Origin of the sequence: Actinomadura napierensis, from assembly GCF_039529375.1 — a bacterium.
In the GTDB taxonomy this organism is placed as follows: domain Bacteria; phylum Actinomycetota; class Actinomycetes; order Streptosporangiales; family Streptosporangiaceae; genus Spirillospora; species Spirillospora napierensis.
Genome location: NZ_BAAAMR010000156.1, coordinates 1 through 17,157, shown reverse-complemented (window position 1 = coordinate 17,157; position 17,157 = coordinate 1). Strand labels below are relative to the sequence as shown.

At 75.2% G+C, this 17,157-nt stretch carries 17 protein-coding genes and 1 pseudogene; 10 read left to right on the top strand and 8 right to left on the bottom strand.

Going from position 1 to position 17,157, the window contains the following annotated elements:
* The 3 genes from ABD296_RS45215 to ABD296_RS45205 all read left to right on the top strand — a co-directional run.
* Positions 1-409 (top strand): response regulator transcription factor (locus tag ABD296_RS45215; protein WP_344283197.1); only part of this gene is annotated, 409 nt, incomplete at its 5' end.
* A 222-nt stretch (positions 410-631) separates the two neighbouring features.
* A complete protein-coding gene (locus tag ABD296_RS45210; RefSeq protein WP_344283194.1) occupies positions 632-1,723 on the top strand; it encodes an alpha/beta hydrolase in 1,092 nt (363 codons plus the stop codon).
* A 1-nt stretch (position 1,724) separates the two neighbouring features.
* A complete protein-coding gene (locus ABD296_RS45205; RefSeq protein ID WP_344283191.1) occupies positions 1,725-4,202 on the top strand; it encodes a GMC family oxidoreductase in 2,478 nt (825 codons plus the stop codon).
* A gap of 118 nt (positions 4,203-4,320) precedes the next feature.
* Here the strand turns inward: ABD296_RS45205 and ABD296_RS45200 are convergent, their stop codons facing one another.
* The 3 genes from ABD296_RS45200 to ABD296_RS45190 form a co-directional block, all read right to left on the bottom strand.
* On the bottom strand, positions 4,321-4,779 hold the full coding sequence (locus ABD296_RS45200; RefSeq protein WP_344283188.1) for an SRPBCC family protein: 459 nt from the start codon (positions 4,777-4,779) through the stop codon (positions 4,321-4,323).
* A gap of 79 nt (positions 4,780-4,858) precedes the next feature.
* On the bottom strand, positions 4,859-6,910 hold the full coding sequence (locus tag ABD296_RS45195; RefSeq protein WP_344283185.1) for a CehA/McbA family metallohydrolase: 2,052 nt from the start codon (positions 6,908-6,910) through the stop codon (positions 4,859-4,861).
* 127 nt (positions 6,911-7,037) lie between these two features.
* Complete coding sequence (locus ABD296_RS45190; RefSeq protein WP_344283182.1) at positions 7,038-7,616, bottom strand: CGNR zinc finger domain-containing protein; 579 nt, start codon at positions 7,614-7,616, stop codon at positions 7,038-7,040.
* Between the two features lie 70 nt (positions 7,617-7,686).
* On the opposite strand from ABD296_RS45190, the gene ABD296_RS45185 reads away from it, so the two are divergent.
* Together ABD296_RS45185 and ABD296_RS45180 are read left to right on the top strand one after the other, a co-directional pair.
* Positions 7,687-8,466 carry a class I SAM-dependent methyltransferase gene (locus ABD296_RS45185; protein WP_344283179.1) on the top strand — a complete coding sequence of 260 codons (780 nt, stop codon included), beginning with the start codon at positions 7,687-7,689 and terminating at the stop codon, positions 8,464-8,466.
* 110 nt (positions 8,467-8,576) lie between these two features.
* Entirely contained in the window at positions 8,577-9,293 is a 717-nt protein-coding gene (locus tag ABD296_RS45180) for an SDR family oxidoreductase (RefSeq protein ID WP_344283176.1), read from the top strand.
* A gap of 73 nt (positions 9,294-9,366) precedes the next feature.
* On the opposite strand, the gene ABD296_RS45175 is transcribed toward ABD296_RS45180, so the two are convergent.
* Entirely contained in the window at positions 9,367-9,795 is a 429-nt protein-coding gene (locus ABD296_RS45175; protein ID WP_344283173.1) for a PPOX class F420-dependent oxidoreductase, read from the bottom strand.
* A 117-nt stretch (positions 9,796-9,912) separates the two neighbouring features.
* Entirely contained in the window at positions 9,913-10,605 is a 693-nt protein-coding gene (locus ABD296_RS45170) for a hypothetical protein (RefSeq protein ID WP_344283170.1), read from the bottom strand.
* 436 nt (positions 10,606-11,041) lie between these two features.
* On the opposite strand from ABD296_RS45170, the gene ABD296_RS45165 reads away from it, so the two are divergent.
* Genes ABD296_RS45165 through ABD296_RS45155 form a run of 3 tightly spaced genes read left to right on the top strand, consistent with a single transcriptional unit; the run spans position 11,042 to position 13,118 of the window.
* Entirely contained in the window at positions 11,042-11,647 is a 606-nt protein-coding gene (locus tag ABD296_RS45165) for a sigma-70 family RNA polymerase sigma factor (RefSeq protein ID WP_455363878.1), read from the top strand.
* Positions 11,644-12,369: an anti-sigma factor family protein gene (locus tag ABD296_RS45160; RefSeq protein ID WP_344283167.1), complete on the top strand. Its 726-nt coding sequence runs from the start codon at positions 11,644-11,646 to the stop codon at positions 12,367-12,369. The genes ABD296_RS45165 and ABD296_RS45160 overlap by 4 nt, the downstream gene beginning before the upstream one ends.
* Before the next feature lie 44 nt (positions 12,370-12,413).
* Positions 12,414-13,118 carry a hypothetical protein gene (locus tag ABD296_RS45155; RefSeq protein WP_344283164.1) on the top strand — a complete coding sequence of 235 codons (705 nt, stop codon included), beginning with the start codon at positions 12,414-12,416 and terminating at the stop codon, positions 13,116-13,118.
* Here ABD296_RS45155 and ABD296_RS45150 read toward each other — a convergent pair.
* Both ABD296_RS45150 and ABD296_RS45145 read right to left on the bottom strand, forming a co-directional pair.
* Positions 13,115-13,945 carry an ABC transporter permease gene (locus tag ABD296_RS45150; RefSeq protein WP_344283161.1) on the bottom strand — a complete coding sequence of 277 codons (831 nt, stop codon included), beginning with the start codon at positions 13,943-13,945 and terminating at the stop codon, positions 13,115-13,117. The genes ABD296_RS45155 and ABD296_RS45150 overlap by 4 nt on opposite strands.
* Positions 13,942-14,934: an ATP-binding cassette domain-containing protein gene (locus ABD296_RS45145; protein ID WP_344283158.1), complete on the bottom strand. Its 993-nt coding sequence runs from the start codon at positions 14,932-14,934 to the stop codon at positions 13,942-13,944. The genes ABD296_RS45150 and ABD296_RS45145 overlap by 4 nt, the downstream gene beginning before the upstream one ends.
* A 93-nt stretch (positions 14,935-15,027) precedes the next feature.
* On the opposite strand from ABD296_RS45145, the gene ABD296_RS45140 reads away from it, so the two are divergent.
* A complete protein-coding gene (locus ABD296_RS45140; RefSeq protein WP_344283155.1) occupies positions 15,028-15,792 on the top strand; it encodes a TetR/AcrR family transcriptional regulator in 765 nt (254 codons plus the stop codon).
* 6 nt (positions 15,793-15,798) lie between these two features.
* Here the strand turns inward: ABD296_RS45140 and ABD296_RS45135 are convergent, their stop codons facing one another.
* Positions 15,799-16,740 carry an ATP-dependent helicase C-terminal domain-containing protein gene (locus tag ABD296_RS45135; RefSeq protein ID WP_344283152.1) on the bottom strand — a complete coding sequence of 314 codons (942 nt, stop codon included), beginning with the start codon at positions 16,738-16,740 and terminating at the stop codon, positions 15,799-15,801.
* Positions 16,741-16,965: 225 nt separating this feature from the next.
* Here ABD296_RS45135 and ABD296_RS45130 point away from each other — a divergent pair.
* Positions 16,966-17,157, top strand: a pseudogene (locus tag ABD296_RS45130) (hypothetical protein); the annotation flags it as partial.

Genomic DNA, 17,157 nt, shown 5'->3' with positions numbered 1-17,157 from the left:
CGCCGAGTTGGCCGCCGGGACCGCGCACGCGGCCGCCGCCGAGGGCGCCGAGGCCCCGGAGCGGGTGCGCGCGGCGGCGGACGTCTTCGAGGAGTGCGGGATGCTCGGGCTGCACGGGCAGGCCGTCCGGGAGCAGCGGCGGCTCGGCGTGCGGGTGCCCGGCGGCGGCCGCACCGCCCCCGCCCGGGGCCGGGGCAAGGGCGACCTGCCGTTCGGGCTGTCGCCGCGCGAGCACGAGATCGCGCTGCTGGTCGCCGAGGGGCTCGGCAACCAGCAGATCGCCGAGCGGCTGTACCTCAGCGTCCGGACGGTGGAGACGCACCTGTCCCGCGTGTTCGCCAAGATCGGCGTGTCGTCGCGGGTCGGGGTGGCGACGGCGATGAACCGCCGGCTGAACCAGCAGGGCTGAACCGGCAGGGCTCAACCAGCAGGGCTCAACCAGCAGGCCTGGAACCGGCGGGGCAGTACCAACGCGGTTGAACCAACGGGCCGGAACGGTTCTCTTATCTCACGTACGCGGGCATACGGGGTCCGCCGTCCCACGCACCACGTAAGTACGGGTTCTCCACGATGCCGGGCCTACGGCCGCGTTTGGCAAGGTTGGGGCGTCAGGAAGCCGGAAGGGAATGACATGGACCAGCGGATCGCGCGTTTCACGCTCGCGGGCGTCGCCGACGCCGAGGTCTCCGTGCACCCCTTCGCGACCGGCGACGGGCTGGGCCTGAACCTCACCCGGTTCCGCCGCGCCGACAGCGACGACGTCGTCCTGCTGGTGCACGGCCTCACCACCTCCAGCGACATGTACATCATGCCGGAGCACGAGAACCTGGTGAACTTCCTGCACGACTCGGGGTTCGGGGACGTGTGGGCGCTGGACTTCCGGATGAGCGGCCGGTTCCCCTACGACGCCGAGACGCACCGCTTCACCCTCGACGACGTCGCGCAGTGGGACCATCCCGCGGCGATCGCCGAGCTGCGCCGGCACATCGGGGACCGGCGGGTGCACGTGATCTCGCACTGCCTGGGGTCGGTGTCGTTCGCGATGGCGCTGTTCGCCGGCACCGTCACCGGCATCACCAGCCTGACCTGCAACAGCGTCGCGCTGACGCCGCGCACGCCGTTCTGGTCAAGGATCAAGCTGGGGTACGGGCCGGCGATGCTGGAGTACGTGCTCGGCCCCGCCCACCTCGACCCGCGCTACGGCACCGCTCCCGTGCTGACCCGCGGCTGGATGATCGCCAAGGCGGTCGGCCCGTTCCACCGGGGCTGCGACGAGCCCGCGTGCCACATGCTCAGCTTCATGTGGGGCGGCGGCAAGCCGATCTTCAGCCACGGCAAGATGTCGCCGGTCACGCACGGCCGGCTCCCCGACCTGTTCGGCTCCGTCGGCGTGCACTACTACCGGCACGTCCACAAGATGGTGAAGACCGGGCGGGCGGTGAAGTACGACCCGCGCGATCCCCGCCACGCCGCGCTGCCCGCCGACTACCTGTCGGACGCCGCGGACGTCGCCACCCCGATCCTGTTCCTCACCGGAGACCGCAACCACGTGTTCACCGACTCCAACATCGTCTGCCACCGCACGCTCGAGCGCGTCGCGCCGGGCCTGCACGAGCTGGAGATCCTCCCCGGCTACGGGCACCAGGACCCGTTCATGGGCGCCGAATCCGCCACCGAGGTGTTCCCGCAGGTGCTGGACTTCCTGAAGCGGAAGGCGGGCTGACATGGGCGCCCCCCGCGAGAGCGTCGAGCACGCCGACACCGTCGTCGTCGGCTCCGGGTTCGGCGGCTCGGTGACCGCCTTCCGGCTGGCGGAGGCGGGCCGGTCGGTCGTGCTGCTGGAGCGCGGGCAGCCGTACCCGCCCGGCAGCTTCCCCCGCTCCCCCGCGCAGATGGGGCGGGCGTTCTGGGACCCGGCGGCCGGGCTCTACGGGATGTTCGACGTGTGGAGCTTCGACGGCTGCGACTCGGTCGTGTCGTCCGGGCTCGGCGGCGGCTCGCTGATCTACGCCAACGTGCTGCTGCGCAAGGACGAGCACTGGTTCGTGCACGACGAGCCGCTGCGCGGCGGCGGATACCGGCCGTGGCCGGTGTCCCGCGCCGACCTCGACCCGCACTACGGCGCGGTCGAGGAGATGCTGGGCGCGACGCCGTACCCGCTGGACCGCCGGCCGTTCGACGACACGCCGAAGACGCACGCCATGCAGGACGCGGCGGCCGAGCTCGGGCTGGACTGCACGCTGCCGCCGCTCGCGGTCAGCTTCGCCGACCGGCCCGGCGGCACCCCCGGCATCGGCCTGCCGATCGCCGACGCCGGGTACGGCAACATCCACGGGGCCGGGCGGCGGACGTGCCGGCTGTGCGGCGAGTGCGACATCGGCTGCAACGAGGGCTCCAAGAACAGCCTCGACCACACCTACCTGTCGGCGGCGGCGCACCACGGCGCGGACATCCGCACCTCGCACGAGGTGAAGGCGATCCGCCCGCGTCCGGGCGGCGGGTACGAGGTCGACTACGTCCACCACGCCGACCTGGCCGCCAAGGAGAGGCGGCCGGAGGTCGCCACCATCTCCTGCGACCGGCTGGTCCTCGGCGCCGGCACCTACGGGACGACGTTCCTGCTGATGAGGTCCAAGGAGGCGTTCCCGGGGCTGAGCGAGGCGCTCGGCAGCCGCTTCAGCGGCAACGGCGACCTGCTGACGTTCCTGCTGAACGCCAAGGACCGCAACCGCGTCCGGCCGCTGGACGCCTCCCGCGGCCCGGTCATCACCACCGCGATCCGGCTGCCGGACGAGGTGGACGGGGTGCCCGGCGCGGGCCGCGGCGCCTACATCGAGGACGGCGGCTACCCGGCGTTCGCCGACTGGATCGTGCAGGGCTTCGACACCGGCCACGAGATCGAGCGCGCGGTGAGGTTCCTGTGGGGGCGCTTCACCGAGTTCTTCAAGGACGCGCCGGACACCAACCTGTCCGAGGAGATCTCCGACCTGATCGGCGACGGGGCGCTGACGGTCAGCTCGCTGCCGCTGCTCGGCATGGGCCGCGACACCGCGGACGGGCGGCTGTTCCTGCGCGGCGGGCGGCTCGCCGCGGAGTACACGGCCGAGACCAGCGAGGCGCTGTTCACCCGCGTCCGCAAGACCATGCAGGGCATCGCGGACGTGCTCGGCGCGCACTACGCCGACAACCCGATGTGGTTCCGCAAGCGGATCATCACGGTGCATCCGCTGGGCGGCGCCCCGATGGGCGCCCACCAGGGCGAGGGCGTCTGCGACGCCTTCGGCGAGGTGTTCGGCTTCCCGGGCCTGTACATCGCCGACGGGGCGGCGATGCCGGGCCCGGTGGGCCCGAACCCCTCGCTCACGATCGCCGCGCAGGCCGACCGGCTCGCGACGCGGCTGCTGGAGAACCTGCCCGCGCGCGGGGGCGCGCGGCGGGCGGGGGACGCGGGGGCGGAGGGTGCGGGGACCGTCCCGTCCGACACGGGGGCCGAGCCGGCCGGGGGAGCCGGCTCGCCGGACGGGGCGGGGCGCGACTCGGCGTACGGCACGGGTTCGGGGAGCGGCGGCGGTCCGGGGGGACCGCCCGCCGCGGCGCCCGGCCGTACGTCGCTGTCGTTCACCGAGGAGATGAAGGGGTTCGTCACCTACGGGGAGACCGAACCGCGGATCGGCGAGCTGGCCGGCGGGCGGATCCCGCTGTCGTTCCGGCTGACGATCACCGCCGATGACGTGGACCGGTTCCTGGGCGAGCCGGACCACACCGCGTCCGCCGGGGGGTGGGTGGACGCGCGGGGGCACGGGGGCCGCCGCGAGGTGGAGCGGGGGTGGTTCAACCTGTTCGTCCCGGACGGCGGGGAGGACCGCCGGCTGATGAAGTACCGGCTGTACTTCACCGACGGGGCGGGCCGGCCGCTGACCCTGACGGGGCACAAGAACGTCCTGCACGGTCCGCCGACGCGGATCTGGCCGGACACCTCCACGCTGTACGTGCGGCTGCTGGAGGGGCACGTCCCGGAGGAGGCGGAGGACGGGGCGCCGGTCGCGGGGGCGGGCGTCCTGCACATCCGGCTGACCGACTTCGCGCGGCAGCTGGCGACCTTCCGCACGACCGGCCCGGACGGCGCGGAGGCGCTGGTGAGGTTCGGCCGGTTCTTCGCCGGGGAGCTGTGGGAGGTGTACGGCCCGGACCACGCGGGCTGATCGCCTCAGGGGGGCTCGATCGTGCAGGCCGAGGGAACTGCGGGGTGCTCTCGGCCTGCACCTTTTTCTTCGCCCGGGTCTCGCGCCCGGGCGCGCTAGAGGTCGCCGGCGCGGCGCGCTAAAGGTCGCCGGCGCGGCGGGCGGGGCAGTCTGGCGGGCAGTGCTCGGCGTGCGCGGGCAGCCACCGGGTGAACGCCTCGATCATCCCTTTCAGGCCGAGGCGCAGCAGGGGGCCGGTGCCGGGGATCAGCGGTTCGAACTGCCCCTGCCAACGGATGAACGTGCCGGTGCCGCGCTGGTCGAGGTAGACGTCGGAGCGGTAGCGGCGGAGGGGCAGCCCCTTGAGCGCGATGTAGGCGAAGTGGGTTTCGGGCTCGTAGGCGACGGTCTGCTCGGCGGCGGGCCAGATCGTCTTGACCGCGCCGACGCCGTAGGTGGTGGTGTCGCCCTTGCGGGCCTGCTTGGCGGGCGTGGGGAACTTGCCCCAGGCCCCCCATGCCTCGGGGACGGCCAGGTGCCGGAAGACCTCGGCCGGCGTGGCGGCGGTGGCGGCGGTCGCCTCGATCTCGTACGGCATGGTGGCCCCTCCCCAGCGTGATTACCGCACGGTAGCCAGCCGGGTACCGGCGCACAAGCCCCGGGGTCCGCGCGTCCGGTCAGGTCTCGGCGCGCCGCGTCCGGTAGACGCCGCGGGCCCGGTCGAGCAGGTCGAGGTGGTCGGCGAGCTGCTCGGGACCGTCCAGGCGGGCGGCGCGGCGGATCATCTCCTCCAGGCCGTCGAGGTAGTCCAGGCACCAGCGCAGGTCGGCCTCGCGGGCCACGTGCCGGCCGTCCACGCGCAGGTGGACGGGGCTGGTGTGGGCGAACGCGCCGGCGTGGTTCATCGACCGCGGGTGCGGCGGTCCGGTCGCGACGGCGACGAGGTAGGTGGGGTGCTCCACGGTGAGCTCGGCGGTGACCTCGCCGGGCGGGCCTTCGGCGATGACGCCGTCGGCCGTACGGAGCTGGACGGTCAGCACCTCGGAGCCGATGGCCCGGGCCGTCACGGTGACGCGGTCGCCCGGGGCGAGGTCCAGGACATCGCCGGGGCCATGCCCGTCCACCTCAAGTTCCAGCCACGGCCCGGTGGTGGCGAAGGTGCGGCCCCGCCGGACGGCCTCGGCGAACGACGCGGCGGTGAGAGGGCCGTCCACGCGGGCGTAGACGCGTCCCCATCCGGGCGGGCTCGACTGGTTGCCGCGCCGCTGGAACGACAGCATCGCGTCGGTCCCGGCGGTGGCGGCGAGTGCGTTGCCGGCGCCGAGGAGCCGCCGGTAGACGACGGCGGTGGCCTGGATGGAGGAGTGGTTGACGACGTCGAGGGAGTCGACGAGGCCGAGCGCGGCGTCGGCGACGATCTCGCGGGCCGAGCAGTTGCGGCCGGACGTCAGCAGCGCGGCGGGCGGGTCGTCGTCGTCGGCCGGGATGTGGAACGGGTGGCTGTAGCCCATGAGCGCGCCGCGTTCGCGCAGCTCGCGGTAGCCGTCGCCGTTGGGCGGCCAGTCGGGGGCGCCGAGGAACCCGGTGTGGTAGCGGCCGGGCGGCGCGTCCATGCCGAACGCGTACAGGTGGCCGAGCAGGTCGTTGCGGTACTCGACGCCGAGCCGGGCGAGGTGGGTCGCGTCCGACCACGGCAGGTCGTCGCCGGCCCAGTGCTCCAGGGCCTCGCGGTCGTAGACGCGGTCGCCGGCCACGTTCCCGGCGACGAGGTTGAGGACGTGCAGGTCCTCGCCCTGCTGGACGGCGGCGGCCTGCGCGGGCGTCCCGACGGTGTCGCCCGTCCAGTTCATGTGGACGTGCATGTCGCCGCCGAACCAGCCTCTGGCGGCCGCGTCGTACAGCCGCGCGGGGGCGAGCTCCACGAGGGTCTCCGCACCGGCCGCCGGGGTGAGCGCCTTCTCGGCGGTCCCGTACTCCATTCCGCGGGTGACGCGGACGGTGAGCGGTTCGGCGGGGACGTCCAGCACGATGTCGTCGCCGTGGAAGTAGGGCGTGCGGTGCGCGTCGATCCGCTCGGGCGCGCCGTCGGGGTACCAGCCCTGGCCGTCTGCGCCGACGACCGTCCAGCGGCAGGGGAACCCGGCGCGCAGCCGCAGCCGACCGGCGGGGGCGCGCCGGACGAGCGCGCCGAGCGCGACCGGCGTCCCGTCCACGGCGACCCGGCTGCCGGAGGTGATCGGGACGAGGCGGGCGCCGCCGGGCGCGATCTCGTGGTCGGTGCCGTCCACCCGCACGGTGGCGGGCGCGCTCCGGGACGGGTCGGTGAGCAGGCGGGACGGGTCGATGAGCAGGGTGGTGCGCAGGTCCCGCCCGTCCAGCCGGGTCCGGGGGACGGCGTGCAGGGACGCGCCGTCCGGTGTGAGGCGCAGGACGGCGAGGTTGTCCAGGGCGTCGCCGGCCAGCGCGTCGCGGACGACCTCGGCGGCGTCGAGTTCGGGAACGCGAGCGTCGATCTCCTCTGGCGAGGCGTCCGGGTACCGCGCCATGAGCTGCTGGAGGCCGGTGATCCAGAAGTCGTACTCGTTCAGCAGGAACGCGCTGGTCTCGATCTGCCGGACGAAGCCGTTGGCGGGCTCCCCCCAGGTCGGGCCGTGCTCGCGCAGCAGGCGCCGGTACTCCTCCAGGGCCCGCGCGACAGCGGGCGGTGCCAACGGGTCGGCGTCGCACATCGTCGTCCCTCCCGGTGTGGGGGACCGTCAGCGTGACACGGAACCGGTAGGGCGCCTAGGGGCCGGTCGGCGTCCCGGATGCGCTATATGCACCGCGAGTACACGAATGCACCACCGCGTATATGGATCATGCTCCGGGGGCCTGCGGCGTCTGGGCGCGCGCGCGGAACGCGGCGGTCTTCACGCGGTTCTGGCAGGCGGTCGAGCAGAACCGGCGCTTGCCGTTGCGGGAGGTGTCGACGTAGACGCGGTCGCAGTGCGGCGCGGTGCACACGCCGAGCCGGTCGGCGAACTCGCCGCCGAGGACGACGGCGAGGCCGGTGGCGCAGGACGCGCCCCAGTCGGCGGTGATGGTGTCGCCGACGCCGTGGAAGTGCACGTGCCACGGCTCGCCGTCGTGGCGCTCCAGCCGGGGCCTGGCCCGGCTCTCCTCCAGCAGCCGGTTGATCCGCCCGGCGGCGGCGTCCAGGTCGCCGGCGGCGGCGGCCTCGAAGACGGCGCGCAGCTCGCGGGCGACGGCGGCCAGTTCGGCGGCCTGGTCCGCGGTGAGCCTCCGCCCCCAGCCGGCGCCCTCCAGGAACGCCTCGCCCGCGGCGGCGACGTCGGGCACCGCGAAGGGGCGGCCGCGGCTCTCGCCCTCGGTCAGCCCGTTGACCAGGGCGACGGTGTCGGCCACCACCCCGTCGGTGTAACTGTTGAAGTTCACTTGACCAGTCACGCCTTTCCGGTTTACCGTGTGACTGTCCAAAGGTTACATGACAGTTACAGGAGGGGTCATGACGCTGCTCGACCAGGAGACCGCCGGCACCTGGATCGCGCGCTGGGACGCCCAGCAGGAGGGCTACGTGCCCGACCGCGAGGAGCGCTTCACCGCGATGGTCGACGCCGTCGAGGCCGCCGCCGGGCGCCCCGACCCGCTCCTGCTGGACCTCGGCTGCGGGCCCGGCTCGCTCGCCGGCCGGATCCTCGACCGCATCCCCGGTGCCACCGTCGTCGCCGTCGACACCGACCCGCTGCTGCTGTCGCTCGGCCGCGCCGTGCACGCCGGCCGCGACGGTGTCCGCTTCACCGCGCTCGACCTGCGCGAGCCCGGCTGGGCGGCCCGGCTGCGGCTGCCCCGGCAGGCCGACGCCGCCGTCAGCACCACCGCGCTGCACTGGATCTCCCCCGCCGGCCTGCGCGTCGTCTACGCCGAGCTGGCGACGCTGCTGCGGCCCGGCGGGCTGTTCCTCAACGGCGACGACCTGCACGTCGACGACGTCGCGCCCGGCCTGGAGCGGCTGGAGGGCGCGCTGCGCGAGCGCCGCCTGGCCCGGCACCGCGCGGGCGGGACGCGCCCGGAGAACTGGGAGCAGTGGTGGGACGCGATCGGCGCCGACCCCGCCTTCACCGAACTGCGCGGCCGGAGCACCGAGGAGGTGACCGGCCACCACGACTCGCCGTCGCGGCTGCTGTCCGCGCACGCCGGCGCGCTGCGCGCGGCCGGGTTCGGCGAGGTCGGCACCCTCTGGCAGCACGGCGGCAACCGCGTGCTCGCCGCCCTGCTCGGCGCCTGACCGCAACACGCGGGGCCGCGCCCCGCCGGCGGGCCCGTTGGCCGTACGCTCGGCGATCGTTGAGTTCGCCGAGCCGGCGGTCGCGCCGGTACCGACAGTAAGGAACGATCATGAGCACAGCGGCGGACGGCGCCCCGGTCACCCTGGTCACCGGCGGCGGCAGCGGGATCGGCGCGGCCACCACCCGGCTCCTGCTCGGCCGGGGGCACCGCGTCGCGATCACCGGGCGCGGCGAGGAGCGGCTGAAGGCGTTCGCCGCCGAGACCGGCGCCGGGGACGCGCTGCTGGCCTTCCCGGGCGACGCGTCCGACCCCGCGGCGGTCGGCGCGGCGGTGGACGGGGCGGTCGAGCGGTTCGGGCGGCTCGACCACGTGGTCGCCAACGCGGGGTTCTCCACCCACGACGACCTGGCGAACGGCGACCCGGAGCAGTGGCGGGAGATGCTGCTGACCAACGTCCTCGGCCCGGCGCTGCTGGTCAAGGCGGCGCTGCCCGCGCTGCGCGTGTCCGGCGGCCGGATCGTGCTGGTCGGCAGCACCGCCGGCGTGAAGAACACGCCCGGCAACTTCTACTCGGTGACGAAGTTCGCGGTGTCGGCGCTGGCGGAGAACGCCCGGGTGCTGGTCACCGGCTCGGGCGTCGGCGTCACGCTCGTCTCCCCCGGACGGGTGGAGTCGCCGTTCTGGGACTCCCGGGACAACGGCGTGCCCGACGGCCCGGTCATGACGCCGGAGAACGTCGCGGAGTCGATCGTGTGGGCGCTGTCGCAGCCGGCGGGGGTCGAGGTCAACTCCGTGGTGCTGCGGCCGTCCGGCCAGGTGCACTGACGGCCCGGTGCACTGACGCTCGGGTGCACTGAGGGCCGGGGGCCGGGCGCGCGCGGCGCCCGGCCCCGCGGTGTCAGGAGCGGGCCATCCCGTACAGGTGCTCGACGTGCAGCCGGACGGCGAGGCGCCCGTCCCGCACCATCGCGCGCCGGTAGTCGTCCCAGTCGGGGTGCTCGCCGCCGATGGCCCGGTACACGTCGATGAGCTCCTCGACGGCCGCGTCGTGCGGGTCGGCGGCGACCGCGGTCAGCTCGGCGGTGCCCTCGGCGACCGCGTAGGACCAGCCGTCCGGCGCGCTGACGTGCAGGCTCGCCCGCGGGTCTCGGCGCAGGTTGCGGGCCTTGGCCCGGTCCGCGGTGATCGAGACGCGGATCAGCCGGGCCGCCGCGTCGTAATGGTAGTTGACGTTGGACAGCTGGGGCCGCCCGTCCCTCTTGAGGGTGGCCAGCACCCCGAGGTCGCGTTCCTCCAGCAGCTTCACCAGCGCCGCGTCGTCCGCCATCGCCCGCCTCCCGGATCGTCATCGTCTGCAGGGCACAACGGCGCCCGGTCACGATCACTTCCCGCAGCGCGGCCCGCGACACCGGCCGGCGCGCGGCCCCCGGGCGCGCGGTACCGGTCAGCGCGCGGCGAGCGCCGGGAAGTCGAGCACGCGCGCGCCGGGGCCGCCGTCCCCGGCGGGCCCGCCCTGCTCGTCGCCGCCGGAGGCGAGGGCCGCCGTCCGGCCGGTGAGGATGTGGCCGCGGAACACCGCGCCCTTGGCGGTGACCTTGACGGCCGTGAAGGCGTCCGGGCGCAGCGCGCAGAACCCGGTCCGCACGACGTCCTCGAACAGCGAGTCCGAGACCACGTAGGCCAGGTCGCGGTCGGCGTCGTCGGCCAGCAGGCGGCGCAGCGGCCCGGCGTCCAGCAGCCGCTGGACGACGATGGGCGCGTCGCCGGCGGGCCCGAACGGCCCGGCCGTCAGCGTGCCGTGGTGCAGCGCGAGCCGCACCCGCAGCCGGAACCGGGCGCCCGCGGCCAGCGCCGCGCGGTTGATCTCGCGCAGCGCGCCGGCGAGCCCGATGACGAAGTCGCCCGCCACCGGCGCCGGGTCGATCCCGTCCGGCAGCGTGGCCAGCTCCCCGTCGCCGCCGACCTGCTTGTCCCAGCGGGACCGGTCGAGGCCGACGCCGCGCGCCGCCCGGTCCAGCGCGTCCGACAGCTGGCGCTGGGCCAGCAGCTGCTCGCTGGTGTCCCGCTTGCTGTACCCCTGGATGTCCACCGCCATCAGCAGGCGGTAGTGCAGCGGGTGTCGTTCGTTCCCTTCCACTCCGTGTCCGCCCCTCGTCCTCCGAGCAAATATTGGGGCCGGTTGCCCCGCATTCGCTCCACTGTGGAGTGAGTGTTGCCTGATGGAGGATCGCCGCGGTCGTCCGGTGTCAAAGGGGGGTCGTGCGTCGCCTCCTCCGTTCTCGTGTGACGCCGTTGACGGTCACTTGGACGGGATGGCGGCGCCGTCGGCGCCCTCGAGTAAGTAATACCTAGCGAACCAGTAAGTGCGCTACCGGAATAACCAGCCCAAAACGGCTGCGCCGCCGGTGTTCAGCCCCGCTACCGCCCCGCTTTCCGCCGTGCTCCCGCCCCGGGTTCCGGTCTCCCTTGAACCGGCCGTCGCCTCCGTCGCGTACTGCCTCCCGACGTGACACCCGACGCACCGCCCCTCCCCGACCGCCGCGTCGCCGCCCCCGCACCCGCCGGAGAGCACGATGGCCAACAGATCGTCCACCGCAGCGCCGTCCCGCGCGCGCCCGCCCGCCGCGTCCGGCCCGTGGAGCTGGTTCCGCGGTCCGCGGCCCGCCGGCGCGGTCGACGACCAGGTCATCGTGAACGAGCTGTACCGGGTGTACGGCCGGCCGCTGCTGTCGTTCGTGCTGCGGCTCACCGGCGGCGACCGGCACTGGGCCGAGGACGTGGTGCAGGAGACCATGATCCGCGCCTGGCGCAGCGCGCACCAGCTGGACGAGAACGCCGCGTCGCTGCTGCCGTGGCTGGCGACCGTCGCGCGCCGGATCGTCATCGACGACCAGCGCCGCAAGAACGCCCGGCCCCAGGAGGCGGGCGAGGGACCGCTGGAGAACATGCGCGTCCCGGACGGGTTGGAGGACCTGCTGCGCTCGGTCGTCGTCTCCGAAGCCCTGCTCGCGCTGTCGCCCGCGCACCGCGAGGTGCTCAACGAGACCTTCTTCCGGGACCGGTCGGTGAACGAGGCGGCCCGGCACCTCGGCATCCCGGTCGGGACCGTGAAGTCGCGGGTCTACTACGCGCTCCGGGCGCTGCGCGTCGCCCTGGAGGAGAGGGGCGTGACGCCGTGACCGCGCCGACCGCGCACGTCGACGTCGCCGCCTACGCCCTCGGCCTGCTGGAGGAGCCGGACCGGCGCGCGTTCGAGGCGCACCTGTCGACCTGCCTGCCCTGCCACGAGGAGCTGGCCGCGCTCAGCGGCGTCGCCGCGACGCTCGACGGCATCGGCCCGATCGCCGAGACGCCCGGCGCCCTGCCCGAGCCCGCGCCCGTGCCGGAGCTGCTGCGCCGCCGCGTCCTGCGCGAGCGCCGCGGCCGCACGACGCGGGCGCTGGTGGGCGCCGCCGCCGGGCTCGTCCTGCTGGGTGGGGCGGTCGGCACCGGGTACACCGTCGGCGCCGACAAGGACCCGGCCCCGGCGCGCACGGCGGGTGGCGCCGACGGTACGGCGGCGCTGCTGCGCGACGGGCGGCGGATGACCGCCGCCGACGCGGGGACCGGCGCGTCCGGGACGGTCGCGATGCAGGGCACCCCGTGGGGCAGCCGTGTCGCGCTGCAGCTGAGCAAGGTCCGCGGCCCGCTGGAATGCGAGCTGGTCGCGGTGGACGGCGCGGGCCGCGCGCACACGGTCGCCGGCTGGTCCGTCCCCGACAAGGGGTACGGGCTGCCGGGGTCGCCGCAGCCGCGGCTGACCGTGCAGGGCGGCGCGGGGGTCAAGCCCGCCGACATCGAACGGTTCGAGGTCCGCACGCTCGGCACCGGCGCGCGGACGCTGCTGACCGTCCCCGCCTGACGGCGTGACGGGGGTCACGGGGACGCGTCCCATAGGCTGGTCGGATGAGCAGGACCCGACCGTCCCCCGGCCCCCGGCTGATGCTGCCCGGCCTACGCGAGGCCTACGCGGCGTTCGTCCGGGAGGCCGACGCGCTGCCCGCGCTGCCCGGGGCGCTTCAGGCCGAGGTGTGGACGTCCGCGCAGCTCGGCACGCTGGAGGCCGCCGCCCCGCACGAGGCGGGCCGGCGCGCCGCGCTCGGCGACCTGATCATGTCGCTGCGGGCCGCCGCGACGCCCGGCGCCCGCGCGTTCCTGCGCGCGCTGGCCGCGGTCGGCCCGGAAGTGGGACGCACCGCCGCCGGGAAGGCGGCGGACGCGCTGCGCGATCTCCCGGCGGCGCCGTGGGAGGACATGCTCGGCCGCGTCGTCCCCGGCCAGGCGTGGCTGATCCAGGAGGGGCCGCTCGACGGCGATCGGCTGGTCTGCGAGTTCCGCTACGAGGGCGCGGGCACCGCGGGCATGCACGCGCTGGCGGTCCGGTTGTCCTATGGCGGCTCCCCCGCCGAGGTCGTGATCGTCGGTGACGTCCCGGCGCTGATGACGGCGGCGCGGCAGGCGATGCAGGCCGAGCTGTGCGTCGTCCAGCCCTACGACGCGGCGGCCGTGGGCGAGCGGCTCCGCGCCGCGCTGAACGGCACGGAACCGCTGCCCGAGGCCTGCTACCCGGCGCTGGCGCTGGCCCGCCACCGCGCCGGGCTGCTCCCCTAGCGGCCGAGGGCGCGGTAGCGCCGGACGGCCAACGGGAAGAACACCGCCGTGATCGCCAGCGGCCACGCGACCGCGAGCAGCACGCTGTGGCGCGCCGCCCACGAGTCGCCCGACAGGGCGGCGAGGGACGGGTCGCCGAACAGGTCGCGGCAGGCGGTGACGGTCGCCGACATGGGGTTCCACTCGGCGACCGCGCCGAGCCAGCCCGGCATGGTGCTCGGCGCGGCGAGCGCGCTGGACAGGAACCCGACCGGCCACACCAGCATCTGGATCATGGTGACGGACTCCGGCCCGCGGGCGACCAGGCCGAGGTGGACCCCGATCCAGATCAGGGCGAACCGCAGAAGCAGCAGCAGGCCGAGGCCCGCGAGCGCCGGAACGATCCCGTCGTGGACGCGCCAGCCGATCGCCAGCCCGCACAGCGCCATGACCGTGAGGGAGGCGAGCGCCTCCGCCATGTCGGCGGCGCCGCGCCCGACGACCACGGCCGACGGCGCCATCGGCATCGACCGGAACCGGTCGGAGACGCCCCGCGCGGCGTCGACGGCGATCGCGGTGAAGGTGCTCTCCACGCCGAACACCATCGTCATCGCGAACATGCCGGGGATGATGAACGCCCGGTACTCCCCGCCCGGCACGTCCATCTGGCCGCCGAACAGGTAGCCCATCATCAGGACGAGGACCACCGGGAACAGCAGGCTGACGGCGAGCTGGTCGGGGCGCTTGACCCGGTGGGCCATAGCCCGGGCGGTGAGCGTCCAGCCGTCGGCGGCGGCCCAGCGCAGCCGCCCGATCGGGGTGTGCGGGGTGTGCGGTAGCGCGGTCACGCGGGCACCTCCTGGTCGTCGTCCGCGGTTGCGTTGTGCGCTGCGGCGGGGCCGCCGGTGAGGTGCAGGAACACCTCGTCGAGCGTGGGACGGCGGACGCCGATGTCGGCGACCCGCAGGCCCGCCTCGTCCAGCGCCCGGACGGCGCCGGTGAGCGCGCCGACCCGGTTGGGGACGGGCGCGGTGACCGCCAGCGCGTCCGCGTCCACCTCCGGTTCGGCACCGGCGACGCGGCGCGCGATCTCGGCCGCGGCGGCGAGGGCGCCGGGGTCCTCGACGACGATCCGCAGGTGGTCGCCGCCGAGCCGGGACTTCAGCCGGTCCGGGCTGCCCTCGGCGATCACCCGGCCGCGGTCGACCACCGAGATCGCGTCGGCGAGCCGGTCGGCCTCCTCCAGGTACTGGGTGGTGAGCACGACGGTCGTGCCGTCGCCCGCGAGCGCGCGGACCGCGTCCCACACCTCGATGCGGCTGCGCGGGTCGAGGCCGGTGGTGGGCTCGTCCAGGAACAGCACGGCCGGCGCGAGGATCATCCCGGCGGCCAGGTCGAGGCGGCGCCGCATGCCGCCGGAGTACTTGCCCGCGGGACGGTCGGCGGCGTCGGCGAGCCGGAACCGCTCCAGCAGCTCGCCCGCCCGCCGCCGCGCCCGGCGGACGCCGAGGTGGTGGAGGCGGCCGAACATGACGAGGTTCTGCCGTCCGGTGAGCAGCTCGTCGACCGCGGCCTGCTGCCCGACGAGGCCGATCCGGGCCTTGACCCGGTCCGGGGCGCGGACGACGTCGTGCCCGGCGACGGCCGCGCGGCCCCCGTCCGGGCGGGCGAGCGTGGCGAGCACGCGCACGCAGGTGGTCTTGCCCGCGCCGTTGGGGCCGAGCAGGCCGTGCACGGTGCCGGCGGGCACCCGCAGGTCCAGCCCGTCCAGGGCGGTGGTGGCGCCGTAGGTCTTGCGCAGTCCGGCCGCGTCGACCGCGAAGTGTGGCTCTGACATGGGTCTCCCAAAACTCCGTACGCCATACGGATTAACCGTCCGGGAGACTATAACGTACGTCGTACAGAGTTTCATCCCTGGGAGGATGCACGGGTGACGACCGAGTACAGCGGAGGCGGCGACCCCCGGCGCAGCCTGGAACTCCTGTGGGGCGTGCCCGAGCGGCCCAAGCGCGGCCCCAAGCCGAAGCTCACCGCCGAGCGGATCGTCCGCACCGCGATCGCCGTCGCCGACGCCGACGGGCTGGACGCGCTGTCGATGCGGCGCATCGCCGACGAGCTCGGCGTCGCGCCGATGTCGATCTACACCTACGTCCCCGGCAAGGCCGAGCTGATCGACGTCATGCTCGACCGCGCGTTCGCCGAGCTCACCCCCGCCGACGGCGTCACGGGCGGCTGGCGCGCCAAGCTGGAGCACATCGCCCGCGACAACTGGGACCTGTTCCACCGCCATCCGTGGCTGCTGCACGTCGCCGCCGTCCGCCCGCCCATGGGCCCTGCCGTGTTCGGCAAGTACGAGTTCGAGCTGCGCGCGATCGACGGCATCGGCCTCACCGACCTGGAGATGGACTCGGTCGTCGCGCTCGTCACCGGCTTCGCCGAGAGCTCGGCGCGTGTGTCGGTCAACGCCGCCGAGGCCGAGCGGCGCAGCGGCATGACCGACGCGCAGTGGTGGGAGGCCCTCGTGCCGCTGCTGGAGCAGATCGACACCGGCGGCAAGGACTACCCGCTCAGCTCCCGCGTCGGCGAGGTCGCCGGGCGCGAGCACAACGCCGCCGTCGGGCCCGCGCACGCCTTCGAGTTCGGCCTGGCCCGCATCCTCGACGGCATCCAGACCCTCGTCGACACCCGCGCCTGAACGCCGTCAGCGGCGCGGGTTCGTGCGGCGGGTGGGCGTCGCCGCGGTGGGATCCTCCGGCCACGGGTGCTTGGGGTAGCGGCCCCGCAGTTCCGCCCGGACGGCCTTGTAGCCCTCGCGCCAGAACGTCGCCAGGTCCGCCGTGACGGCCGCCGGGCGGCCCGCCGGCGACAGCAGGTGCACCACCAGCGGCACCCGCCCGCCCGCGAGCCGGGGCGCCGCGTCCCACCCGAACAGCTCCTGCAGCTTCACCGCCAGCACCGGCCGGCCCTGTTCGTAGTCGACCCGGACCCGCGACCCCGACGGCACCTCGATCCGCTCCGGCGCGTACTCCTCCAGCCGCGACGCCGCCTCCCACGGCAGCAGGCCCCGCAGCAGGCCCGCGACGTCGACCCGCCTCAGGTCGGACCGCCGCCGCGCCCCGGCCAGCCACTCCGGCGCCCGCTCCAGCAGCGCCGCGTCGTCGACGGCCGGCCACGGCTCCCCCACCGCCCCGTGCAGGAACGCCAGCCGCTCGCGCAGCGCGACGGCCGCCGGCGTCCAGGTCAGCAGCCCGAGCCCCTCGGCGCGCACGCCGTCCAGCAGCGCCGTCCGCACCAGTTCCGGATCGGGATCCCGCAACGGCCGCGCGTCCAGCTCGATCGCACCGAGCCGCTCGACCCGCCGCGCCACCACGTCACCGTCCCGCCAGGCGACCTCCTCGGCGGTCTCCAGCAGCGGCGCCGCCGCGGCCCGCGCCACGTCCTCGTCGATCACGACGGCCTGCCGGACGCGCGCCGACGCCGACCCCGCCGGACGGTCCGCCGCCGCCACCGCCAGCCACTCCGGACGCGCGCCCGCCAGCGCCGACCCGTCCGCGAGCACCGCCCCCGTCCCGGAGGCCATGAGATATCCGCCGCCGCCCGGCCGGGCCCGCGCGACGCGTTCAGGGAACGCCAGCGCGACCACGATCCCGGCGATCCGATCATCCCCGCCCCCCGCCGCGACGACAGCGGGCGCCCCACCCCCACCGCCCCGCCCCGCAGCGTCGGCACCCCGCCGCGCGGCACCACCGCCCCGCCCCGCGGCATCACTGGTGGGCGTTACAGCATCACTGGCGGGTGCCGTGGGTTCGCCGGGCGGCGAGTAGGCGGGGAGGTTCGCGAGGGCCTTACGGAGGCGGCGGGTCTCGTCGTGCCAGCGCGCGGCGTGGGCGTCGGCCGGACGGGCCCGGCCGCGCAGGGCGCGCCGCCGGGCGGCGAGGTCGTCGCCGGCGGCGCGGGGCGGGGGTTCGGAGAGCATGGCGACGATCTGGGCGGCGTCCCGGGCGGCGACCTCGCGGGCGGCGTCGAGCAGGGCGCGGGCGAGGCGGGGGTGCAGGCCGAC